At 73.8% G+C, this 22770-nt stretch carries 22 protein-coding genes and 1 pseudogene; 15 read left to right on the top strand and 8 right to left on the bottom strand.

Translation table 11 applies throughout. The annotated features are described in order from the left end of the window. Both bioD and ACFV6E_RS00575 read left to right on the top strand, forming a co-directional pair. On the top strand, nucleotides 1–717 hold the full coding sequence (gene bioD, locus ACFV6E_RS00580; protein WP_385458559.1) for a dethiobiotin synthase: 717 nt from the start codon (nucleotides 1–3) through the stop codon (nucleotides 715–717). Between the two features lie 365 nt (nucleotides 718–1082). Beyond that, a complete protein-coding gene (locus ACFV6E_RS00575) occupies nucleotides 1083–1778 on the top strand; it encodes a class I SAM-dependent methyltransferase (protein WP_385458557.1) in 696 nt (231 codons plus the stop codon). Nucleotides 1779–1830: 52 nt separating this feature from the next. Here the strand turns inward: ACFV6E_RS00575 and ACFV6E_RS00570 are convergent, their stop codons facing one another. Both ACFV6E_RS00570 and ACFV6E_RS00565 read right to left on the bottom strand, forming a co-directional pair. After that, a complete protein-coding gene (locus tag ACFV6E_RS00570) occupies nucleotides 1831–2205 on the bottom strand; it encodes a fic family toxin-antitoxin system, toxin component (protein WP_385158625.1) in 375 nt (124 codons plus the stop codon). 4 nt (nucleotides 2206–2209) lie between these two features. Next, nucleotides 2210–2449: a toxin-antitoxin system HicB family antitoxin gene (locus ACFV6E_RS00565; protein ID WP_385458555.1), complete on the bottom strand. Its 240-nt coding sequence runs from the start codon at nucleotides 2447–2449 to the stop codon at nucleotides 2210–2212. A gap of 235 nt (nucleotides 2450–2684) precedes the next feature. Between ACFV6E_RS00565 and ACFV6E_RS00560 the strand changes: the two genes are divergently transcribed. Both ACFV6E_RS00560 and ACFV6E_RS00555 read left to right on the top strand, forming a co-directional pair. Continuing rightward, nucleotides 2685–3575, top strand: coding sequence for an ABC transporter ATP-binding protein (locus ACFV6E_RS00560; protein ID WP_385158619.1), 891 nt, complete (start codon nucleotides 2685–2687; stop codon nucleotides 3573–3575). A 7-nt stretch (nucleotides 3576–3582) separates the two neighbouring features. Beyond that, a complete protein-coding gene (locus ACFV6E_RS00555) occupies nucleotides 3583–6150 on the top strand; it encodes an ABC transporter permease (protein WP_385158616.1) in 2568 nt (855 codons plus the stop codon). Here ACFV6E_RS00555 and ACFV6E_RS00550 read toward each other — a convergent pair. Beyond that, entirely contained in the window at nucleotides 6134–7009 is an 876-nt protein-coding gene (locus ACFV6E_RS00550; RefSeq protein WP_385458553.1) for a hypothetical protein, read from the bottom strand. The two genes, ACFV6E_RS00555 and ACFV6E_RS00550, sit on opposite strands and share 17 nt — an antisense overlap. A gap of 125 nt (nucleotides 7010–7134) precedes the next feature. Between ACFV6E_RS00550 and ACFV6E_RS00545 the strand changes: the two genes are divergently transcribed. From ACFV6E_RS00545 to mug, 7 genes and pseudogenes are all read left to right on the top strand, one after another. After that, nucleotides 7135–7629: a GNAT family N-acetyltransferase gene (locus ACFV6E_RS00545; protein ID WP_385175935.1), complete on the top strand. Its 495-nt coding sequence runs from the start codon at nucleotides 7135–7137 to the stop codon at nucleotides 7627–7629. A gap of 312 nt (nucleotides 7630–7941) precedes the next feature. Next, nucleotides 7942–9447, top strand: a complete 1506-nt coding sequence (locus ACFV6E_RS00540) for a hemolysin family protein (protein ID WP_385458551.1) — start codon at nucleotides 7942–7944, stop codon at nucleotides 9445–9447. Further along, the gene (locus tag ACFV6E_RS00535) at nucleotides 9444–10457 is read left to right on the top strand and encodes a hemolysin family protein (RefSeq protein WP_385175940.1); all 1014 of its coding nucleotides are present in this window, start codon (nucleotides 9444–9446) and stop codon (nucleotides 10455–10457) included. Before ACFV6E_RS00540 ends, ACFV6E_RS00535 begins: the two co-directional genes overlap by 4 nt. A gap of 74 nt (nucleotides 10458–10531) precedes the next feature. Next, the gene (locus ACFV6E_RS00530) at nucleotides 10532–11314 is read left to right on the top strand and encodes an SGNH/GDSL hydrolase family protein (protein WP_385175943.1); all 783 of its coding nucleotides are present in this window, start codon (nucleotides 10532–10534) and stop codon (nucleotides 11312–11314) included. Nucleotides 11315–11324: 10 nt separating this feature from the next. After that, nucleotides 11325–11666 carry a DUF4326 domain-containing protein gene (locus ACFV6E_RS00525; protein ID WP_385175945.1) on the top strand — a complete coding sequence of 114 codons (342 nt, stop codon included), beginning with the start codon at nucleotides 11325–11327 and terminating at the stop codon, nucleotides 11664–11666. A gap of 136 nt (nucleotides 11667–11802) precedes the next feature. Continuing rightward, complete coding sequence (gene purB / locus ACFV6E_RS00520) at nucleotides 11803–13245, top strand: adenylosuccinate lyase (protein ID WP_385175948.1); 1443 nt, start codon at nucleotides 11803–11805, stop codon at nucleotides 13243–13245. 5 nt (nucleotides 13246–13250) lie between these two features. Continuing rightward, nucleotides 13251–13781 (top strand): annotated as a pseudogene (gene mug, locus ACFV6E_RS00515) (G/U mismatch-specific DNA glycosylase); the annotation flags it as partial. Between the two features lie 230 nt (nucleotides 13782–14011). On the opposite strand, the gene ACFV6E_RS00510 reads toward mug, so the two are convergent. The 3 genes from ACFV6E_RS00510 to ACFV6E_RS00500 form a co-directional block, all read right to left on the bottom strand. Next, entirely contained in the window at nucleotides 14012–14461 is a 450-nt protein-coding gene (locus ACFV6E_RS00510; protein ID WP_385175951.1) for a hypothetical protein, read from the bottom strand. 125 nt (nucleotides 14462–14586) lie between these two features. Continuing rightward, a complete protein-coding gene (locus ACFV6E_RS00505; protein WP_385175955.1) occupies nucleotides 14587–15312 on the bottom strand; it encodes an ABC transporter permease in 726 nt (241 codons plus the stop codon). A gap of 2 nt (nucleotides 15313–15314) precedes the next feature. After that, nucleotides 15315–16277: an ATP-binding cassette domain-containing protein gene (locus tag ACFV6E_RS00500; RefSeq protein ID WP_385175957.1), complete on the bottom strand. Its 963-nt coding sequence runs from the start codon at nucleotides 16275–16277 to the stop codon at nucleotides 15315–15317. 107 nt (nucleotides 16278–16384) lie between these two features. On the opposite strand from ACFV6E_RS00500, the gene ACFV6E_RS00495 reads away from it, so the two are divergent. The 3 genes from ACFV6E_RS00495 (at nucleotide 16385) to ACFV6E_RS00485 (ending at nucleotide 19555) form a co-directional block, all read left to right on the top strand. Then, entirely contained in the window at nucleotides 16385–17551 is a 1167-nt protein-coding gene (locus tag ACFV6E_RS00495) for a sensor histidine kinase (RefSeq protein ID WP_385458549.1), read from the top strand. Between the two features lie 81 nt (nucleotides 17552–17632). Beyond that, on the top strand, nucleotides 17633–18295 hold the full coding sequence (locus tag ACFV6E_RS00490; protein WP_385175962.1) for a response regulator: 663 nt from the start codon (nucleotides 17633–17635) through the stop codon (nucleotides 18293–18295). A gap of 102 nt (nucleotides 18296–18397) precedes the next feature. Next, nucleotides 18398–19555, top strand: a complete 1158-nt coding sequence (locus tag ACFV6E_RS00485; RefSeq protein WP_385175965.1) for an ROK family protein — start codon at nucleotides 18398–18400, stop codon at nucleotides 19553–19555. Nucleotides 19556–19618: 63 nt separating this feature from the next. Here ACFV6E_RS00485 and ACFV6E_RS00480 read toward each other — a convergent pair whose 3' ends face one another. Beyond that, nucleotides 19619–20380: a GntR family transcriptional regulator gene (locus tag ACFV6E_RS00480; RefSeq protein WP_385168707.1), complete on the bottom strand. Its 762-nt coding sequence runs from the start codon at nucleotides 20378–20380 to the stop codon at nucleotides 19619–19621. 264 nt (nucleotides 20381–20644) lie between these two features. Further along, complete coding sequence (gene sigJ / locus ACFV6E_RS00475; RefSeq protein ID WP_385458547.1) at nucleotides 20645–21580, bottom strand: RNA polymerase sigma factor SigJ; 936 nt, start codon at nucleotides 21578–21580, stop codon at nucleotides 20645–20647. 277 nt (nucleotides 21581–21857) lie between these two features. Here sigJ and ACFV6E_RS00470 point away from each other — a divergent pair, with 277 nt between their 5' ends. Further along, nucleotides 21858–22688 carry an alpha/beta fold hydrolase gene (locus ACFV6E_RS00470; RefSeq protein WP_385168701.1) on the top strand — a complete coding sequence of 277 codons (831 nt, stop codon included), beginning with the start codon at nucleotides 21858–21860 and terminating at the stop codon, nucleotides 22686–22688. Nucleotides 22689–22770 lie beyond the last annotated feature (82 nt).

The raw sequence follows: 22770 nt of genomic DNA, 5'->3' as shown, positions 1-22770 counted from the left end.
ATGGCGGTCCTGGTGATCACGGGGACGAACACCGAGGTCGGCAAGACGGTGGCGACGGCCGCCGTCGCCGCCGCGGCGCTCGCCGCCGGACGCACGGTCGCCGTGCTGAAGCCCGCGCAGACGGGGGTGCTGCCCGGTGAGCGCGGGGACGCCGACGAGGCGGCGCGGCTCGCGGGCGCGGTGACGACGCTCGAACTCGCCCGGTTCCCCGAGCCGTTGGCGCCCGCGACGGCCGCCCGCCGGGCCGGGCTCGCGCCGGTGCGCCCGCACGAGGTCGCGGACGCGGCGGCCAAGCTGGCCACCGAGCACGACCTCGTCCTGGTGGAGGGCGCGGGCGGGCTGCTGGTCCGGTTCGACGACGCGGGCGGCACCCTCGCGGACACGGCCCGGCGGCTGGCCGCACCGGTCCTGGTCGTCGCGGCGGCCGGGCTCGGCACCCTGAACAGCACGGAGCTCACCACGCGCGAACTGCGCGCCCGTGACCTCGGCTGCTCGGGGCTCGTCATCGGGAGCTGGCCGGCCGACCCCGGCCTGGCGGCGCGCTGCAACCTCGCCGATCTGCCGGAGGTGACGGGCGCGCCGCTGCTCGGCGCCGTGCCCGCCGGGTCCGGGTCGCTGGCGCCCGCGGCCTTCCGGGCGGCGGCCGCCGGCTGGCTCGCCCCGCGGCTGCACGGCACCTGGGACGTGGCAGCGTTCACCGCCCAGCAGGCGCCGTAGCCCCTCGTGTCCCGTCCGCCCGGGCGGGCGCCGGGGGTGGCGCTTCCGAGGGCCCGTCCGCGCCCGACCGGGTGCGCGCGCCGGGGGTGGGCGCCGTGCGGGCGGGGGACACTCCTGGTGAGACCCGTCCTCCGGGCAGACGTCCGCCAAGGGACGTCCCCGGGAGAACGTCCGCCAGAGATGCCCCGCAGGGGCACGCCCGTCAGGAACGTCCACAGGGGCACGTCCGCCAGGAGACGCCTCTCCGGGACACGTCCACCAGGGCATGCCCTTGAGGGCACGTCCGCCAGGGCATGCCCTTGAGGGCACGTCCGCCAGGGCATGCCCTCAGGGGCACGTCCGCCAGGAAGCAGGGAGGGACCGCCATGGCGCTCCGGTCCGCCGACTCCGCCAGAACGCACCGGACACCGCGGGGTCCCGTGCACCATCCACTGTTCGCCCGCTACTACGCCCGGATCAGCGTCTCCGCGGAGCAGCGGCTCGGCATGGGCGCGGTGCGCGACCGGCTGCTGACCGGCCTGTCCGGACGGGTCGTCGAGATCGGCGCGGGCAACGGCCTGAACTTCGCGCACTATCCGGGCACCGTGTCCGAGGTGGTCGCCATCGAACCGGAGCGGCTGCTGCGCAAGCTGGCCGTGGAGGCCGCCGTCCGCAGCGAGGTGCCCGTCGACGTGGTGCCGGGCACCTCGGAGGCGCTGCCGGTCAAGAGCGAGGCGTTCGACGCGGCCGTGCTCTGTCTGGTGCTGTGCAGCGTCCGGGACGTGCGGCGCACTCTCGGGGAGCTGCGGCGGGTGCTGCGGCCCGGCGGGACCGTGGCGTTCTTCGAGCACGGCGCGGGCGGCGGGCGGACGATGTCGCTGACCCAGCGCGCGCTGGACCGCACGCTGTGGCCGCCGCTGAACGGCGGCTGCCACCTCTCCCGCGACCCAATCGCGGCGCTGCGGGACGCCGGGTTCGAACTGGGCCCGTACCGGCGGGTGATGATGCCGGAGAAGGGGCCGCGGCTGCCCACGTCGTACTGCGTCCTCGGCCACGCCCGGCGCCCCGACCTCACGGAGTGAGCGGCGCTCCGACGTTCACGGATGAGCGGCGACCACGGCCCCGTACGGACCCTCACATACTCCACCGGCGCAGTTCGCGGGCGATGTCCTGGACCGTGGCCTGGCCGTTCTTGACCAGCAGGGCGAGGTCGCGCACCTGCTCGGGCGTCGTGGCGACCTTGACACCGCTGGCGATCAGGTAGGCGTAGGCGACGGCCGACGCGAACAGCGCGTTGGAGCGCTCCAACGCCGGTACGTGCAAGAGGAGTTGGAGCAGCGCGGCGGCGCGCGCGTGCGGGCTGTCGTACACCGGGGTGCCGAATATCTCCGCTTCGTGGCGGCTGACCGCGGCGACGAGTGCTCCCCAGTCGGTGACCTGGGGGTCTCCTGGCGTCTTCTGCTCGGCGATCATGAGCAGCCAGGCGAGATCTATTCTGAGATGGCTCAACGGATCAACGACGACCTTCGCGCTCGCCCTCGTGGTCCGCGCCGAACTCCTCGGCAAAGACGGTCTCGTACTGCTTCATGAAGTCGGCGGCGGCCTCCACGAAGGTGTGGCCCGCCTCTCCCGCGTCCTGCCTGACCAGCTCTTCGATGTAGCGGTTCACGCTCATCCCGCGCTCCAGGGCTCGTTCCCGGGCGGTGCGGGCGGTGCCCTCGTCCACCCGGACGTTCAGCTGCGTCTTCGCCATACCTTGAAGCTAGCGCCGATGCGCTAGTGGCGGCAAGGGCGGCCGGTCGGGGGCAACGGCCCCCGGCGCGCGCCGGCTCCTCCCGCGGGTGGACATTGCCCCTTACATGCATCTCGGGGGCCAGACCTGGGGCGGAGACGGCCCGGCACCACGGGGGGATACCGGGTGTGTCCGCGGTCACCTTACCCTCGGCCCCACGGAAGACTTCGGCACGTCCAGCGGCTGGGAGGCGGCCTTGTCCATACCCACAGCGGAGCACGCCGCCGGTCGGGCGGGCGCGGACGGCACCGCCGCCCGCGCCCGCGGCCTGACCAAGGCGTACGGCACCGGCGAGACCACCGTGCTCGCCCTCGACTCGGTCGACGTGGACATCGCCCGCGGCCGGTTCACCGCCGTCATGGGCCCCTCGGGCTCGGGCAAGTCCACGCTCATGCACTGCCTGGCCGGTCTCGACACCGTCTCGGCGGGCCAGGTGTGGCTCGGGGACACGGAAATCACCGGGCTGAAGGAGCGCGAGCTGACCCGGCTGCGCCGGGACCGGATCGGCTTCATGTTCCAGTCGTTCAACCTGATCCCGACGCTGAACGCCGTCGAGAACATCACGCTGCCCATGGACATCGCCGGGCGGAAGCCCGACCGGAAGTGGCTCGACCAGGTCATCGACACCCTGGGCCTGCGCGACCGGCTGCGGCACCGTCCCGCCCAGTTGTCCGGCGGGCAGCAGCAGCGCGTCGCCTGCGCCCGGGCGCTCGCCTCCCGGCCCGAGCTGATCTTCGCGGACGAGCCGACCGGCAACCTCGACTCACGGGCCGGGCTCGAAGTCCTCGGCTTCCTGCGCGAGGCGGTCGACCACCTCGGCCAGACGGTCGTCATGGTCACCCACGACCCGGGCGCCGCCGCCCACTCCGACCTGGTGCTCTTCCTCGGCGACGGACGGATCGTGGACGAGATGCCCGGTCCGACGGCGGAGGCGGTGCTCGAGCGCATGAAGCGTTTCGACACCGTCCGCGCGGCCTTCGACGAAGACGGTCAGGACGGTCAGGACGGCCGCCCGGCTCACGACGGCGGCCCCGCCCCCGCACCGCCCCGCGGCGGCTCCAACCCGGCCCCCTCCGACCAGGACTGACCCGGCCGTGCTGAAGGCGACGTTACGGAGCTTTCTCGCGCACAAGGGCCGGCTGCTGCTGTCGGCGCTGGCCGTCGTGCTGTCCGTGGCGTTCGTCGCGGGCAGCCTGATCTTCTCGGACACCGTCACCCGTACGTTCGACCGGCTGTTCGCCTCGACCTCGGCCGATGTGACCGTGACGCCCCGCGACGACCTGGAGTCGCAGGTACCGTCCGGGACGACCCGGACCCTGCCCGCCGCGCTCGCCGAGCGCGTGGCCCGCACGGAAGGCGTCGCGAGCGCGCACGCCGACGTCTCCGTCGAGAACATCACCGTCGTCGACCGCGACAACGACTCCGTCGGGCCGACCACCGGCGCGCCCACCATCGCCAGCGACTGGTTCGTCACCGACCGCAGCCCGGTGGAACTGACCTCAGGACACGCGCCGCACGGCCCCGGCGAGGCGCTCCTCGACGCGGACACCGCCCGCTCCAAGGACGTCGCCATGGGCGACACGCTGACGGTGATCGCACGGCCCGGCTCGTTCGAGGTGCGGATCGTCGGCATCGCCACCTTCACCACCACCAACCCCGGTGCCGCACTGGTCTTCCTGGACCCGCCCACCGCGCGGACGAAGCTGCTCGGCGACGACGACCTGGCCACCGGCGTCTCCGTGGTCGCCGCGCGGGGCGTGAGCGACAGCGCGCTCAAGGCCCGCCTCGCCACCGAACTGGGCACGCGCACATACGAGTTGCAGACCGCGAGCGAGGAGGCCGAGTCGGCCTCGGACGAGCTCGGCGGATTCCTCGACGTGATCAAGTACGTGATGCTCGGCTTCGCCGGGATAGCCGTCCTCGTCGGCGTGTTCCTCATCGTCAACACCTTCTCGATGCTCATCGCCCAGCGCACCCGCGAACTGGGCCTGCTGCGGGCCCTCGGCGCCGACCGGCGGCAGGTACGGCGCTCGGTGCTGGTCGAGGCGACCCTGCTCGGCCTGGTCAGTTCGACGGTCGGCCTGGCGGCGGGCATCGGGCTCGCCGTCGGCCTGATCGAGCTCATGGGCGCCCTCGGCATGAACCTGAAGTCCACCGAGATGGTGATCGGCTGGGTGACCCCCGTCTCCGCGTACGCCGTCGGCGTGGGCGTCACGTTCCTGGCCGCCTACCTCCCGGCCCGGCGCGCGGCCGCCGTCTCGCCGATGGCGGCGCTCGCCGACGCCGAGATCGCCGGGGTGGGGCGGCCGCTGCGGACCCGCGCGATCGTCGGCGGGGTCGTCGGCGCGGCCGGGGCCGCCGCGCTCGCCGGCTGCGCGGCGGCGACGCGGACCGCCACCGCGTCGTCCCTGCTCGGACTCGGCGTGTTCCTCACGCTCTTCGCCACGGTCATCGCCGGTCCGCTGCTGGTGCGGCCCGTGATACGGGTGCTGGGCGCGGGCTTCCCCGCGCTGTTCGGGCCGGTCGGCCGGATGAGCCGGCGCAACGCGCTGCGCAACCCGCGGCGCACCGGCGCCACCGCCGCGGCCCTCATGGTGGGCCTCGCGCTGGTCGGCGGGATGTCCGTGGCCAGCGCCTCCATGAGCAAGTCCTTCGACCAGCAGATCGACCGGACCCTGGGCGCCGACTTCGTGGTCCAGAACGACAACTTCATGCCGTTCCCGCAGGAGGTCACCGACACCGTCCGGGACACCGAGGGCACCGGTCTCGTCGTACGGCAGCGGTTCGCGCCCGTGGCGGTCCGGCTGCCGGACGGCGAGCGCGTCGAGACCACGGCCGCGGCGTACGAGTCCCGGCTCGACGAGGTCGCCCACCTCGTCTACGCCGAGGGCGGCACGGCGGCGGCCCTCGCCGACGGCGGCCTCGCCATGGACGCGGACTTCGCGGCGGAGCACGGCGTGCGGATCGGCAGCACCGTCCCGGTCGAGTTCCCCGGCGGACGGACCGCCACCCTGCGGGCCAGCGCCTTCACCGACCAGGACAGCGCCGAGGGCCCCGGCATGCGCGGCGGGCTCTTCTTCGGCTTCCCCACGGTCGAGAAGTACGTGCCCGGCGGCCAGGACTCCGCACTGCTGGTGAACGCCGCGCCCGGCACGGGCCCCGACCTGCTGCGGTCCCGGCTGGACGAGCGGCTTGACCCGTATCCGCAGGTAAAGGTCCGTGACCTGGCCGACTACAAGGACCTGGTGCACGACCAGATCGCCGTACTCCTCTACCTGGTGTACGCGCTCCTCGGCCTCGCGATCATCATCGCCGTGCTCGGGGTGGTCAACACCCTCGCCCTGTCGGTCGTGGAGCGGACGCGCGAGATCGGACTGCTGCGCGCCATCGGACTGGCCCGGCGGCAGCTCCGCCGGATGATCCGCCTGGAGTCGGTGGTGATCGCCGTGTTCGGCGCGGTGCTCGGCCTCGCGCTCGGTCTGGTCTGGGGCCTGTGCGTCCAGCAGGTCCTGGCGCTGCAAGGGCTACGGGCGCTGGCGATCCCGTGGACCACCATCGTCGCGGTCGTGATCGGCTCGGCCCTCGTCGGCATCGTCGCGGCGCTGCTCCCGGCGCTGCGGGCTTCACGGATGAACGTGCTGGCGGCTATCGCTCACGAGTGAGTCCCTGGGCGTCCCGGCCGGCAGCGGTCGCGGGGGCCTGGTCGGTCTGTGGTTCCACGGACGCGGCCGTCGCGGGGGCCTCGTCGGTTCGTAGTTCCACGGACGCGGCCGTCGCGGAATCGTTGTCGGTCCGCGGCTCCGCGGACGCGGCCGTCGCAGGGCCCTCGCCGGTCCGCACCTCCGCGGACCCGGCCGCCGCAGAGCCCTCGCCGGACCGCACCTCCGCGGACCCGGCCGCCGCAGATGCCTCGTCGGTCCGCAGCTCTGCGGACGCGGCCGTCTCCCGTTCTACGGCGCGCTGTTCCCGCAGGTCGCGCGCGTCGAACCGGTGCAGTGCCGCCTCGCTGCGGTCGAGCCGCTCCTGACTGGACGCGAGGAGGTCACGGGCCCTGTCGACCCTTTCGTAGGCCCGCTGCCGACGGCTGGGTACCGATTCGCCCACCGCACGGGCCCGCTCGTCGATGCGCTCCTGCCAGTCGGCGAGCCGGTGCTCCCGGCGGTCGGCGGCCCGCTCCCGGGCGTTTGCCGTGACCTCCCGCGCATCGGCCAGCCGCTCCCGCTCGTCCGCGGCCGCGTCCCGCCGGTCGGCGGCCCGGTCACGGGCGTCCGCGAAGGCTTCCCGCCGGTCGGCGGCCCGGTCGCGGGCGTCCGCGACGGCTTCCCGTTCTTCGGCCATCCGGTCGCGCTCGTCCGCGTCCACGGCCGCGTCCCGCTGATCGGGGGCCCGCTCCCCGGCGACCACGGCTTCGCCCCGTGATCCGGCCGGAGTCGTCCGGTCCTCACCGGGACGGTCGCACTTTGCGTCCCGGCTCTGTGCGACGGCCGTGCCTGAGGCACCGCCCACTCGCTCGTCACCCACCCTCGCAGTATGCCCTTGCCCGCCGTCCGGCAGCACCCCTCACCGGTGCGGTACCACCCCGCCGTGGCCGTCCGGGATGTGGAATTGCCGCTGCCGCCTTGATCGACCGTGGTGGGATCACGGCCATGAGCGAACACCGTGAGCTGCGCATCAGGGCCGCGACGCCCGAGGATCTGGACACCGTGCTGGCCTTCTGGAAGACGGCCGCCGAGGGCACGAGCATCAGCGACGACCGAGCCGGCGTGGAGCGCCTGGTGGCCCGTGACCCGCAGTCGCTGATCCTGGCGGAGATACCGGCCGGAGGAGACGCGGAGACACCGGCCGGAGGAGACGCTGAGACACCGGCCGTGGGAGGCGCGGAACTCGTCGGCACGGTCATCGCGGGCTTCGACGGCTGGCGCTGCCATCTGTACCGGCTGGCGGTCCACCCCGGGCGGCGCCGCCGGGGGATCGGCTCGGCGCTGCTGGCCGCCGCCGAGGAGCGCTTCGCCGCGCTCGGCGGGCGCCGAGGCGACGCCATGGTGTTGCAGCGCAACGAGACGGCTCATCATGCCTGGCGGGCTGCGGGGTACACGCCCGAGGAGCAGTGGCGCCGTTGGGTGAAGCCATTGACCGATTGACCGATTGATCGAATGACCGGGTGATCGAGTGACCGGGCGGCCGAGCGACTGGGCGATCGAGCAGCCCGGTGACCGGGTGGCCGGATGATCGAGCGGCCGGGGACGAGTGAGCGGCCGGGGACGAATGAGCGAGCGAGCGACTTTGCCGATCCTTTACCATGGACGATCACGCATCCCAGTCGTCACCTCCATGGAAAGGTGTGAGCGTCCGCCCATGGGCGAGCCTCCCAGTCATCGGCAGCGTCGTTCTCCCGGCGCCCGGCACCGCGCGATCTTTCCGCCACTGACCGACCATGGGACGGAGGTGACCCGATGACCGAAGTGCTTCTCCTCGGGGTGGCGATCCTGCTCTCCCTGGCCTGCGGCGCCTTCGTCGCGGCAGAGTTCTCCCTGACCACCGTCGAGCGCGGCGAGCTGGAAGAGGCCGTGGAGCGCGGCGAGCGGGGCGCGGCCGGCGCGCTCAGGGCCGTACGCAATCTGACCTTCCAGCTCTCCGGCGCGCAGCTCGGCATCACGGTGACGAACCTGGTGGTCGGCATGCTCGCCGAGCCGTCCATCGCCGTACTGATCGCCGGACCGCTGGCGGCCGTCGGCGTCCCCGCCTCCGCGACGCATTCGGTCGCGCTGGTCATCGGTACGGCCCTGTCAACCGTCTTCCTGATGGTCGTCGGCGAGCTGGTGCCCAAGAACTGGGCGATCTCCTCGCCGCTGGCGGTGGCCAAGCGGGTGGCGAACGCGCAGCGCTGGTTCAGCGCCGCGTTCCGTCCCTTCATCACCCATCTCAACAACACGGCCAACCGTGTCGTGCGCCGCCTCGGCATCGAGCCCGCCGAGGAGCTGGCCTCCACGCGCAGCCCCCAGGAGCTGATGGCCCTGGCCCGGCACTCAGCCAGGGAGGGCGCCCTGGAGGCGGACACCGCGGAACTGTTTGTACGCACCCTGAACCTCGCCGACCTGACCGCGGAGAACGTGATGACGCCGCGCGTCCAGGTCATCGCCCTCGACCTCCAGGCGACCTGCGCGGACGTGGCGAACGCGACGCGGGCGACCGGTCTCTCCCGGTTCCCGGTGTTCCGGGACACGCTCGACTCCGTCGCCGGTGTCGTACACATCAGGGACGTGCTGACCGTCCCCGCGGAGCGCCGGGCGCAGACCTCCGTCTCGCACATTCTGCGCGAGCCGCTGTTCGTGCCCGAGACGCTCACCGTCGACCGGCTCCTGGACCGGCTCTCCGGCAGGCGCACGATGGCCGTGGTCATCGACGAGTACGGCGGCACGGCCGGCGTGGCCACGCTGGAGGACATCGTCGAGGAGGTCGTCGGCGAGGTGCGGGACGAGCACGATCCGCACGAGACGCCCGACCTGGTACCGGCGGGCAGGGACACCGGGGAGCGCGAGCTGTACTCGGCCGACGGCGCGGCCCGTACCGACCAGCTCGCGCGGGTCGGACTGCGGGTGCCGGACGGGCCGTACGAAACGCTGGCCGGCCTGGTCGCGAGCGAGCTCGGCCGGATACCGGCCAAGGGCGACCGGGTCGAGGTGGCCGGCTGGCTCCTCGAGGTGACGGACGCCTCCGGACGGCGGGCGGCCCGGGTCCTGCTGCACGCGCCGCGGGACGAAGGCGATCACGACGGCGAGCGCGACGGCGGACACGGCGGCGCGTACGAGAGCGGACGCGACGATGGACGCGGGAGCGGACGTGACGGCGGACGTGACGGCGGGCGTGGCGGCAGGCGTGACGGCAGGCGTGACGGCGGGCGTGGCGGGCGTCGCGCTCGCCGTCGGAGCCGCGGCGACGAGAAGGAGGTCGGCCGATGACCGTCGTCCAGTTGCTGATCGGGCTCGCCACGCTCGTCGTGAACGCCTTCTTCGTGGGCGCCGAGTTCGCCCTGATCTCGGTCCGCCGCAGCCAGATCGAGCCGCACGCCGAGGACGGCGACCGCCGGGCGCGCAGCGTGCTGTGGGGCCTGCGGCACGTCTCCGCGCTGCTCGCGGCCGCCCAGCTCGGCATCACCCTGTGCACGCTGATCCTCGGCGTCGTCGCCGAACCGGCGATCGCCCACCTGCTGGAGCCGGTGTTCCACGCGGTGGGCGTGCCCGAGGGTGCCGGTCACGCCGTCTCGTTCGTGATCGCGCTCGCCCTCGCCACGTATCTGCACATGCTGCTCGGTGAGATGGTGCCGAAGAACGTCGCGCTGGCGGAGCCGGTGCGGACCGCGCTGCTGCTCGGCCCGCCGCTGGTCGCCCTGTCGCGGGCGCTGCGTCCGGTGATCTTCGCGGTGAACGCCTTCGCCAACGGGCTCCTGAAGCTGCTCAAGGTGGAGGCGAAGGACGAGGTCGCGGCCACCTTCTCGGACGACGAGCTGGCCCGGCTCGTCAGGGACGCCGGCGAGGCCGGACTCATCGACGACCGCGCCCGCGAGCGGCTGAACGACGCCCTGGAACTGGGCCGGCGGCCCGTGCGCGACGTCGTCCTCCCGCTGCAACAGGTCGTCTACGCGCGCGTGGGCATCACGGCCGAGCAGCTGGAGCGGCTGTCGGCGGAGTCCGGCTTCTCCCGCTTCCCCGTGGTGGACGAGGCCCGCAGGATCGTCGGCTACCTGCACGTCAAGGACGCCCTCGACGCGGTGCCGCACGACAGGGCGTTCGCGATCAGGGACATGCGGCCCATCGCGCGGATCCGCGAGGACGCGCCGCTGGACGACGTCCTGACGGCGATGCGCAGGAGCCGTACGCATCTGGCGGCCGTGGTCGGCGAGGACGGCCGCCTCTCCGGCCTGGTGACCATGGAGGACGTACTGCGCCAGCTCTTCGGCCAGCCGGCCTGACGCCGGACCGTCCATACCCGGTGGTCGGCCGGGCCGACCACCGGGTATGGAACCGGGTTACCATCGTTGTCGCCATGCAGACGAATGCCACCTACACCAGTCTTGTCGCGGTCGGCGACTCCTTCACCGAGGGCATGTCGGACCTCATGCCCGACGGTTCGTACCGCGGCTGGGCCGATCTCCTCGCGGCGCGGATGGCCGCCCGGACACCCGGCTTCCGGTACGCGAACCTGGCGGTGCGCGGCAAGCTGATCCAGCAGATAGTCGACGAGCAGGTGCCGCTGGCCGCCGCCATGGAGTCCGACGTGATCACGCTGGTCGGCGGGCTCAACGACACCCTGCGGCCGAAGTGCGACATGGCGCGGGTGCGCGGTCTGCTGGAGGAGGCCGTCGAACGGCTCGCCCCGGCCTGCAAGCAGCTCGTGCTCATGCGCAGCCCGGGCCGCAACGGTCCGGTGCTCGAACGGTTCCGGCCGCGCATGGAGGAGCTGTTCGCCTGCGTCGACGAGCTCGCGGCCCGGCACGGCGCGATCGTCGTCGACCTGTACGGGGCGCCGTCCCTGAGCGATCCCCGACTGTGGGACGTGGACCGGCTGCACCTGACCGCCGAGGGGCACCGCCGCGTCGCGGAGGCAGTCTGGCAGACCCTCGGTCACGAGGCGGAGGACGCCGACTGGCACACCCCGATGCCGCCCACCCCGCCGCCCGGCTGGGCCGCGCGCCGCGTCGCCGACGCCCGGTTCGCCCGGCAGTACCTGCTGCCGTGGATCGGCCGCCGGCTGACGGGCCGCTCCTCGGGCGACGGCCGCCCGGCCAAGCGCCCGGAGCTGCTGCCCTGGGAGCGGCCGGAAAACTAGGATCGGTCCCGTGAGCACCTCCGTGATCAATCTCAAGGGGCACATCCGCGAGTACGGCCCACGTCTCGAGCACGCCCCCGCCGACCTGGTCTACGTCGGGCGCCGCTGGACCATGGGCCACTGGGACCTGCCGCAGCACCCGCTGTACAACCCGTTCGCCTACGACACCGCCACCAGGAAGCGCGACGGCACCCGGGCCGAGATCATGGTCAAGTACCGGGAGTACCTGCTGGCGCGGCCCGACCTGCTGGCCCTGGTACCGGCGCTGCGGGACCGGATGCTGGCCTGCTGGTGCGCCCCCGAGCTGTGCCACGGCGACATCCTCGCGGAGCTGGCCGACGCCCCCGCATAGCTTCCCCGGAGGTCGTTCGCGGCCCCCTCCTCGGTCCCTCGCGGCTCTCTCGTTGGTCCCTCGCGGCTCTCTCGTAGCTTCCGACGAAGAACCCCGCGGCGCTGGCCTGCACAAATCGCCAGTAGACTCCGTCCACGTGACTGCCGCGCCTGCCAAGCCCCGTATCCCGAACGTCCTCGCCGGACGCTACGCCTCCGCCGAGCTCGCCACGCTCTGGTCCCCCGAGCAGAAGGTGAGGCTGGAGCGTCAGCTCTGGCTCGCCGTGCTGCGCGCCCAGAAGGACCTCGGGATCGACGTCCCGGACACCGCGCTCGCCGACTACGAGCGCGTCCTCGACCAGGTCGACCTGGCCTCGATCGCGGAGCGCGAGAAGGTCACGCGGCACGACGTGAAGGCGCGGATCGAGGAGTTCAACGACCTCGCCGGGCACGAGCACGTGCACAAGGGCATGACCTCCCGCGACCTCACCGAGAACGTCGAGCAGTTGCAGATCCGGCTCTCCCTGGAGCTGGTGCGCGACCGTACGGTGGCCGTCCTGGCCCGGCTCGGCAAGCTGGCCGGCGAGTACGGCGAGCTGGTCATGGCGGGCCGCTCGCACAACGTCGCCGCGCAGGCCACCACCCTCGGCAAGCGCTTCGCGACCGCCGCCGACGAGCTGCTGGTCGCCCACGGACGCGTCGAGGAGCTGCTCGGCCGCTACCCGCTGCGCGGGATCAAGGGCCCGGTCGGCACGGCGCAGGACATGCTCGACCTGCTCGGCGGTGACGCGGCGAAGCTGGCCGACCTGGAGCAGCGGATCGCCGGGCACCTCGGCTTCTCGCAGGCGTTCACCTCCGTCGGCCAGGTGTACCCGCGCTCGCTGGACTACGAGGTCGTGACCGCGCTGGTGCAGCTCGCCGCCGCCCCGTCCTCGCTGGCCAAGACCATCCGGCTGATGGCCGGGCACGAGCTGGTCACCGAGGGCTTCAAGCCCGGCCAGGTCGGCTCCTCCGCGATGCCGCACAAGATGAACACCCGCTCCTGCGAGCGCGTCAACGGCCTCATGGTGATCCTGCGCGGCTACGCCTCGATGACGGGCGAGCTGGCGGGCGACCAGTGGAACGAGGGCGACGTGTCCTGCTCCGTGGTGCGCCGGGTCGCCCTGCCGGACGCGTTCTTCGCCCTGGACGGCCTGCTGGAGACCTTCCTCACCGTGCTCGACGAGTTCGGCGCGTTCCCGGCCGTCGTCGCCCGTGAACTGGACCGTTACCTGCCCTTCCTGGCCACCACCAAGGTCCTGATGGGCGCGGTGCGGGCGGGCGTCGGCCGCGAGGTCGCGCACGAGGCCATCAAGGAGAACGCGGTCGCCACGGCCCTCGCCATGCGCGAGCAGGGCGCCGAGCGCAACGACCTGCTCGACAAGCTCGCCGCCGACGAGCGCATCCCGCTCGACCGCGCCGGCCTGGAGGCGCTGATGGCCGACAAGCTGTCGTTCACGGGCGCCGCCGCCGGCCAGGTGGCCGCCGTGACCGGCCGCATCGAGGAGATCGTCAAGCAGCACCCGGAGGCGGCCGGCTACACCCCGGGAGCGATCCTCTGACCCGGCTGACGCCCGCGGACCTGGAGGCCGCCCGCGACCGGCTCGTGCCGGACATCGCCGCGGCCGGCCTCCGCGTCCTGTTCTGCGGTATCAACCCCGGTCTGATGACCGCGGCCACCGGCCACCACTTCGCCCGCCCCGGCAACCGGTTCTGGCCGGTGCTGCACCTGTCCGGCTTCACGCCCCGGCTGCTGAAACCGGCCGAGCAGGACGAACTGCTCACGTACGGGCTCGGCATCACGAACGTGGTGGCCCGGGCGACCGCGCGGGCGGACGAGCTGTCGGCCGAGGAGTACGTCGAGGGCGGGCGCGCGCTCACCGCCAGGGTGACGCGGCTGCGCCCGCGCTGGCTGGCGGTGGTGGGCGTGACCGCCTACCGCGCCGCGTTCGGCGACCGCAAGGCCCGGATCGGCCCCCAGGAGCGGACGATCGGCGGCAGCAGCGTGTGGGTACTGCCCAACCCCAGCGGCCTGAACGCCCATTGGACGGCGGCGACGATGGCGGAGGAATTCGCCCGCCTGCGCGTGGCGGCCGAGTCCGCGCACACAGTGCCAGAGGCACGGGGTCCGCAGGACGGAGTGCCGGAGGCGCGGGACCCGCAGGACGGAGTGCCGGAGGCGCGGCGTCCGCGGGACGGAGTGCCGGAGGCGCGGCGTCCGCGGGACGGGGCCCGGAGAGGCTGACGCCACCGGAGCACCGGCGGCCCGGCCTCGCCCTCCCCTCCGTCCCTCTCCCCTCCGTCCCCCGCCCGGCCGCGTCACACCCCTCAGGGCGGGTCCACCGTCGTGACGACGGCGACGAGTTGGAACGGCAGCTCCCGGTCCCACTGCGACACCCCCAGGGCCACCCACCGGTCGCCCCCGTCCGCCTTCACCTGCCACAGGTGCACGTCGGGCACGTGCGAGCCGAGCGTGCCCCACGGCTCGGGTATCTGCTCACCGGACTGCGACCGCTCGAAGATGCTCCACAGGCTGAACCGCTGCGGTGTGCCCCAGCGGTCGGCCAGCCGCTCCGAAAGGGCGTCACGCTCCGCCTCGTACTGCTCCTCCGTCTCCTCCACGGCCGTGAGGTCGCCGTCCCAGAAGTCGCCGCTCGTCGCCAGCTCGGCCAGGTGGTAACCGGGTCCCTCCGAGCCGGCGTCCGACCGGCCGTGCTCCGCGGGGAAGGGACGGGAGCACAGCCGGTCGATCGTGGCGAGATGCCGCGCGATGGTCATGACGTCCAGTAAACCGGCCGCCACTGACAATTGGCGGCCCGTCAGCGCGGGGATGGCCGACGACCGACCGGCGTACGCCCGCCGGTCAGGCGTCCCGGCACCGCGTACGCTCCACACCCCGCCGCTCAGGCGTCCCGGTGCCGTACGCTCCACGCGCCCGCCGTCAGGGCCGCCGCCGTCCAGAGCGCGGTCACGGCGAGCCCGGTCCACGGGCCGAGGGCGCCGTCCGAGGTGGCGTGCAGGACGACCTGGCCCGCCTTGTCCGGCAGGAAGTCGGCGGCGGAGCCCGAGACCCCGCCGACCACGAAGGAGACGATGAGCAGGAACGGCACGAGGATGCTCAGCGTGGCGACACCACTGCGCAGCAGGGCCGTCAGACCGGCCGCGAACAGGGCCATGAGGGCGAGGTAGACACCGCAGCCCACGACGCCCCGCAGCCCTTCGCCCCAGGTCACCTCGGACCACCGGGCGCCGAGTGTCGCCCTGCCCACGCCCAGGGCGGCCACGCCGGTCAGCAGGCCGACGGCCAGGACGGGTACGGCGATCGCCACCGCCTTGGCCAGGAACCACCGCAGCCGGTGCGGCACCGCGGCCAGGGACACGCGCAGCGCGCCGCCCTGGAACTCGGCCGAGACGGCCTGCACGCCGAACGCGATGGCCGCGATCTGCCCGAAACTGACCCCGAAGAAGGCCGAGAACAGCGGGTCGTCCGAGCCGCCCCCGGAGTCGTCGAGTCCGGCGAGCGCGGAGAAGGCCGCCGTGACGAGCAGGACGGCGCCCAGCGCGGTGACGAGCGGGCGCAGCGACCGGATCTTGATCCACTCCGCGTGGAGCACGGGTACGAACGGCATGGTCAGACCTCCGGGTAACGGTTCGGGGAGACCGCGGGCACCGCGACTGCCGGTGCCGCGTCGGCCGTGAACTCGGCGGCGGACGCGGTCAGACCGAGATATGCCTGCTCCAGGGTGGCCTCCTCGGCGGTGAGTTCGAGGATCGGCAGGCCCGCGCCGGAGACGAGGTGCCCGATGTCCGCCACGCGCGCGTGGCGGACGGTCCACCGGCCGTCCCCGCCGTCGACGGCCTCGTGTCCGTGCCGGGCGAGCAGCGCGCCGAGCGCCGCCCCGTCGGTGCTGCGCACCCGGACACCGGGCGCCACGCGCGCGTGCACGAACTCCCGCATCGGGGTGTCCGCGAGCAGCCGTCCCCGGCCGAGGACGACCAGGTGATCGGCGAAGGCGGCGGTCTCGCTCATCAGATGGCTGGCGACGAGGACGGTGCGGCCCTCGCGCGCCAGCCGGTGCAGCAACTCCCGGATCCAGACGATGCCTTCGGGGTCGAGCCCGTTGGCGGGTTCGTCGAGCAGCACCACGGGCGGGTCGCCGAGGAGCGCGGCGGCGATGCCGAGGCGCTGGCGCATGCCGAGGGAGTACGTCTTCACACGGCGCCGCGCGACGGCGGCGAGGCCCGTCTCCGCCAGCACCTCGTCCACGCGCCGCTCCGGGATGCGGTTGCTGAGGGCGAGCGCCCGCAGGTGGTCGCGCGCGGTCCGCGAACCGTGCGCGGCCCGCGCGTCGAGCAGGGCGCCGACCCGGCGCAGCGGCTCGTCGAGCGTGGCGTAGGCACGGCCGCCGACGGTGGCGGTGCCGGACGTGGGCCGGTCGAGGCCCAGGACGAGCCGCATGGTGGTGGACTTGCCCGCGCCGTTGGGGCCGAGGAAACCCGTGACGCGGCCGGGCAGAACGCTGAAGGTGAGCCGGTCGACAGCGCGCCGGGAGCCGTACTCCTTGGTCAGGTCGTGGACGTCGATGCTGGTCATGGCCCAAGCGTGGCCGGTCGGGTGGAGAGGGTCCTCCCCCGCGGGTGGAGACCGTTTCCCCCGCTCGGGGGAGGCCCACGGGCGGTGCGGGCTGCCACGATGAGGTCATGGCCCGCTTTCTGCGCCCTCTGCTGCGGAGGGCGACGTACACACGCTGGTTGCACCTGTGGGTGCCGGTGGCGTTCTTCAGCGTGTGGATGTTCATCGCCCCCGCCAAGCCCTGGGTGCCCGCGCTGCTCCTGGCTCCGGTGGGGCTGGTCCCGGCCGTGCGGCGGGGCGAGGGCGTGCAGGCGCGGTACATGCTCGCGGCGAGCGGACGGGACGCAGGGGACCCGGACTTCTCGGTCGCGCCCTCGGCCACCTGGCGGGACCGCGGGCGCACCGTGCTCTGGCTGGAGGCGCGCCTGCTGCTGGGCGGTGCGGCGTGCGCGCTGACCGTCTGGCTGCCCGTGACCGCGGTGGATCTGGCCACGGCCGCGTGGCGCCCGGTCGACAGCCCCATCCTGACGGTAAGCCAGCCGCACTGGGCCTGGGCGCTGCTCGTCCCGCTGCCGGTGCTCGCCTTCTACGGCACGGTGGTCGGACTCGGCGAGCTGGTCACGGCGACGGCCCGCCGGCTCCTCGGCCCCTCCCCCACCGAGCGTCTGGCCGCCCTGGAAGAGCGCACCGAACAACTCCTGGAGCGCAACCGGATAGCCCGTGAGCTGCACGACTCGATCGGTCACGCGCTGACCGTCGCGGTGGTGCAGGCGGGCGCGGCCCGCGCGGCGGGCGATCCGGCGTTCACCGACCGGGCCCTCTGTGCCATCGAGGAGACCGGCCGGGCGGCGCTGGAGGATCTGGAGCGGGTGCTGGGCGTGCTGCGCGAGGCGGAGCGCCCGGCGAGCAGCCGTCCGACGCTGGCCGAGGCGGACCGGCTCCTGGAGTCGGCGCGGCTGTCGGGAGCGAAGGTGGACGCCGAGGTCACGGGCCCGGTGGAGGCGGTCGCGGGCCCCGTCTCCCGCGAGGGCTACCGCATCCTCCAGGAGTCGCTGACCAACGTGGTGCGGCACGCCGGCAGTGTGCCGGTGCTGGTCCGTATCGCCGTCGCGGACGGCCGGCTCGGCCTGGAGGTCCGCAATCCGCTGACCGCCGAGGTCCCGGGCCCCGGTCGGGGCAGCGGCCTGCGCGGCATACGCGAGCGCGCGGCCCTCCTCGGCGGCCACGCGCACACCGGCCCCGCCGACGGCGACTGGCTGGTCTCGGTGAGCCTGCCGGCCGGCCGAAGACCCTGAGGGTCCGTCCCCGTCCCGTGGCGTCCGAAGCGCACCGGACGTGGCCCGGACGTGGCCGCCCCGCTCATCTACGCTGACCGGATGCCGGTCACCGTTCTTCTCGTCGACGACGAACCGCTCGTGCGCGCGGGGCTGCGTGCCGTGCTGGAGGCGGAGCCGGACATCGAGGTCGTCGGGGAGGCGGCCGACGGCGCGGCGGTGATCCCGCTGGTGCGGCGGCTGCGGCCCGACGTGGTCGCGATGGACGTACGGATGCCGCTGATGGACGGCATCGAGGCCACGCGCGCGGTGCTGCGGACCGTCGCCGAGCCGCCGAAGATTGTCGTCGTCACGACGTTCGAGAACGACGAGTATGTCTACGAGGCGCTGCGCGCGGGTGCCGACGGGTTCCTGCTGAAGCGGGCGCGGCCCGCCGAGATCGTGCACGCGGTGCGGCTGGTGGCCGAGGGCGAGTCGCTGCTGTTCCCGGCGTCCGTACGGCAGTTGGCGGCCTCGTACGGGCAGGGGGCGGGCAATCCGGCGGCGCGGGCGGTCGTCGAGCGGGCGTCCCTGACCGAGCGGGAGGCGGAGGTGCTGCGGCTGATGGCCCGTGGGCTGTCCAACGCGGAGATCGCCGCCCGGCTGACCGTCGGGACGGAGACGGTCAAGTCCCACGTCAGCGCCGTACTGGCGAAGCTGGGGGCGCGGGACCGCACCCAGGCGGTCATCACGGCGTACGAGTCCGGGTTCGTGTCTCCCGGCTGACCCGGTACCGCCGATACCGTGGGGAGACCGCCGGGCACTCGCCGGGGCCCGCCGCGCCGAGTACGATCCGGCCAACACGCGCACGAGCTGGGAGGACGGACGTTGGGGCGGTTGACCGGCGGGGACCCCTCTCTGCTGCGAAGGATCAATTCCGCGGTGGTGCTGCACGCGCTGCGTGCCACGGACCGCGCGACACTCACCGAGATCACCCGGGTGACGGGGCTGTCCCGGCCGACCGTCGAGGGCGTCGTCGAGGGTCTGATCGAGGGCGGTCTGGTGGTCGAGCAGGCGGCCGACGAGTCCGCCGCCCGGCGGCAGGGACGGCCGGCCCGGCGCTTCAGGTTCCGGGTCGAGGCGGGCCATCTGCTGGGCCTGGAGATCGGCCCGCACCGGGTCTCCGCGCTCCTCGCCGACCTGGACGGCCGGATCATGGGCGCCATGTCGAAGGACGTCGGCGAGACGGCGTCGGCGGACGAGCGCCTGGACCGGCTGCGCGGCACCGTCGCCGAGCTGCTGCGCCGGGCGGGCGTCGCCCGCGACTCCCTGTGGGCGGTCGGTGTGGGCAGCCCCGGGATCCTGGACGCGGACGGCACGGTGCGCCTGGGCACGGCGCTGCCCGACTGGACGGGGCTCAGGCTGGGCGAGCGGCTGAGCCGTTCCTTCAAGTGCCCGGTGCTGGTGGAGAACGACGCCAACGCGGCGGCGGTCGCCGAGCACTGGAAGGGCGCCGCGACGGAGTCCGACGACATCGTGTTCGTGCTGGCCGGGCTGAGTCCGGGCGCCGGTTCCCTGATCGGCGGGCGGCTGCACCGGGGGTACGGCGGGGCGGCGGGCGAGATCGGCGCCCTGCACCTGCTGGGCCGTGAGGCCACTCCGGAGACGCTGCTGTCGACCACGGACGAGCCGCTGCACCCCCTGGACGAGCAGGCGGTCGCCGATGTCTTCGCGCTCGCGCGCGAGGGCGACCGGCGGGCCTGCGCGGCCGTCGACCGCTTCATCCAGCGGCTGGTCCACGACGTGGCCGCGCTCGTGCTCGCCCTCGATCCCGAACTGGTGGTGATCGGCGGCTGGGCGGCCGGTCTCGACGGTGTCCTGGAGCCGCTGCGCAAGGAGCTGGCCCGCTACTGTCTGCGGCCGCCGAAGGTGGCGCTGTCCCGGCTGGGCGAGGCGGCGATCGCCACGGGTGCGCTGCGGCTGGCCCTGGACCACGTGGAGGAGCAGCTCTTCGCGGTGGAGGGCACCGTCACCGCCCGGCGCTGAGCACGTGTGCGGCCCACCCCGGTCGGGGTGGGCCGCACACGTTCTGGTCTCGGACGGGGCCGCTCAGGAGGCGCGGCGCTCCGGGTCGTGGTGTATCTCCACGCCGCCGGAGTCGCCGAACGTCAGCCGGCAGGTGTCGGCGCGGTAGGTGGCCAGGGAGACCGCCGCCGTGCGGCCCTCGGCGAAGAAGCGCGTGGTGACGACGAGGACGGGGGCGCCGGGGAGGCGGTCCAGTTCCTTGGCGTCGTCCGCCCGTGCCGAACCGAGCTCGACGGCGCGGTCCTGGCCCTCCAGCTCCAGGCGCTGCAACTCCCGCAGCACGGCACGCGCGCGTGCCGCTCCCGAGGGCGCGTCTATGGAGGAGAGGTCCGGCACCGAGGAGGCCGGGATGTAGAGCAGTTCGGCGGCGACCGGCTGTCCGTGGGTGACCCGGGAGCGGCGCACCGTGTGCACCGTCTCGCCGCGGTCCGCGCCCAGCATCCGGGCGACCGGCCCGGGCGGCACCGCGCGCGTGCAGTCCGTGGGCTGCCAGGCGTCGTCGGTGGCGCCCGGCCAGGTGTGCTGTGCGGTGCCGACGGCCACGCCCACGCGCGGCGGGGCGACGGTGGTGCCCACCCCGCGGCGGCGCTGCAACCGGCCCTCGAGCTCCAGTTGCTCCAGGGCCTGGCGGAGGGTGGCACGGGCGACGCCGAAGCGCGCCGCGAGGTCGCGCTCGTTGGGCAGGATCTCGCCCACCGAGAACTCGGAGTCGAGTGCCTCACTGAGCACGGTCTTGAGGTGCCAGTACTTAGGCTCCGGCACCGTTTCCAGCTGCGTGGTCCCCACCCTGTCCTCCGCGATCGCCGTGGCCCGGCGGCGTTTTAGCGCCCTTGTTTATTAAAGGTTCCTGCACTATCTCTGCGACCATAGGGCGGCCTACACCCTTGGTCAAGACCAATCCTCGATCCCTTACGCAGTGCACAGACTCTTCGCCGCGCGGCGTTCACACGGCGTTCGCGCCGGGACGGGCACACGGGCGCGACCCGCGCCGTTGCGGACGGCGGGGCTCCGGGGCGGAGCGATGGGTACGGCGCGCGGTCGGGCGGGCGGTCAGCGCGGCGGCACGGACCTCAGCTTCTCGGGGTTGCGGATGGTGTAGACGCACTGGATGCGGCCGTCCGCGACGTCCAGCTGGAAGACGCTGTCGACGTGGTCGCCGGAGCGGACCACGAGCGCGTCGCCGCCGTTGATCTCCGCCAGCCGGAAGGCCGGGGCCTCGATGCCCTTGCGGGCGGCTCCGTGCAGGAACCGCGCCACCTTGTCGGCGGACTCGATGACCCGTACCGGCGCCTTGGCCAGGCCGCCGCTGTCGCCGATCAGGCGGGCGTCCGGGGCCAGCAGGGACATCAGCCCCGCCAGGTCGCCCCCGGCCGCCGCGGCGAGGAACCGCTCGGTGAGCGCGCGGCGTTCGGCCGGGTCGACCTCGTAGCGCGGCCTGCGTTCGTCGACGTGCTTGCGGGCCCGGCCCGCGAGCTGGCGGACGGCCGCCTCGCCGCGGTCGAGGACGGCGGCGATGTCGGCGTACGGGTAACCGAACGCCTCCCTGAGCACGAACACCGCGCGCTCCAGGGGCGAGAGGGACTCCAGGACGACGAGTACGGCGAGGGAGACGGAATCGGCGAGGACCGCCCGCTCGGCGGCGTCCGGGACGGTGCCGGCGTAGTCGGTGACGTACGGCTCGGGCAGCCAGGGGCCGACGTACGCCTCGCGGCGCGAGCGGAGGTGGCGGAGCCGGTCGATGGCGAGGCGGGTGGTGACGCGTACGAGGTAGCCGCGCGGTTCGCGCACCCCGGTCCGGTCGGCGCCCGACCACCGCAGCCACGCCTCCTGCACCACGTCCTCCGCGTCGGCGACCCGGCCGAGCATGCGGTAGGAGACGCCCATGAGCAGGGGCCGGTGCTCCTCGAAGACCGCGGCGCCCGTGGCTTCGGCGTCCGCTTCCCCGGGCGTTCCCGTGTCCGTGTCCGAGTCCGAGTCCGTCGTCACGGGACCATCCCAGCCGACGGGGCCTGCCGTGTCCAGGCGGCACATGCGTGCGGGGCGGCGCGGCGGGCAGGGGCCGCGGTCCGGCGGCGGGGGCGGAACAGCCGCCCGCGTCCGGGGACTACCCGTCGACAGCACTCGCCCGCGTCCAGGGGCTACCCGTCGGTAGCAGTTGCTGACAAGCTGTCTATCGAGAGTGCGAAAGCATCCGTCAGCACATCCCGGATTCCCTCGGCATATCCCCGGCAGCCGTCAGCACATCCCGGTGAGGAGCAGCACCATGTCCGCCACGGTCTCCTTCGACGTCCCCTCGGCACACGGCCCCCGTACCGTGACGCTCTCCTACGCGCGCGTGGGCACCGGCGAACCGCTGCTCCTGCTGCACGGCATCGGCCACCACCGGCAGGCGTGGGACCCGGTCGTCGACATCCTGGCGACCGAGCGGGACGTGATCGCCGTGGACCTCCCCGGTTTCGGCGCGTCCCCGGCACTGCCCGACGGGCTCGCGCACGACCTGCCGACGGTGAGCGGCGTCCTGGGCGCGCTGTGCGAGGCCCTGGACCTGGACCGCCCGCACGTCGCGGGCAACTCCCTGGGCGGGCTGCTGGCCCTCGAACTGGGCCGCGGCCGGGCCGTACGGTCCGTCACGGCGCTGTCGCCCGCGGGGTTCTGGACCGACGCCGAGCGGCGGTACGCGTTCGGGGTGCTGACGGCGATGCGGCAGACCGCGCGACGGCTGCCGCTGCCGCTCGTGCAGGGGCTGTCCCGGTCGGCCGCCGGGCGCACCGTCCTGACGAGCAGCATCTATGCGCGCCCCGGGCGCCGTTCACCGGAGGCCGTCGTCGCCGAGACGCTCGCGCTGGCCCGCGCCGAGGGGTTCGCGCAGACGCTACGAGCCGGGGCGACCGTCCAGTTCACCGACGACCTGCCCGGGCTGCCCGTCACCGTCGCCTGGGGCTCCCGGGACCGGCTGCTGATACCCCGTCAGGGCGTCCGCGCCAAGCGCGTCATCCCGCGGGCCCGGCTGGTGCGGCTGCCCGGCTGCGGGCACGTGCCCATGAACGACGACCCGGCGCTGGTCGCCCGCGTCCTCCTCGACGGCAGCCGCTGAGCCCCGGCGCCGTACCGTCAGCGCCCCCGAACCCAGGGCGACCCCGGCCCCCACGAGGGCGCTGCCGAGGCCCTGGGCGGGG

Source organism: Streptomyces sp. NPDC059785 (assembly GCF_042732375.1).
In the GTDB taxonomy this organism is placed as follows: Bacteria; Actinomycetota; Actinomycetes; order Streptomycetales; family Streptomycetaceae; genus Streptomyces.
The sequence above is the reverse complement of the archived record's forward strand: the minus strand, read 5'-3'. Positions and strand labels throughout refer to the sequence as shown.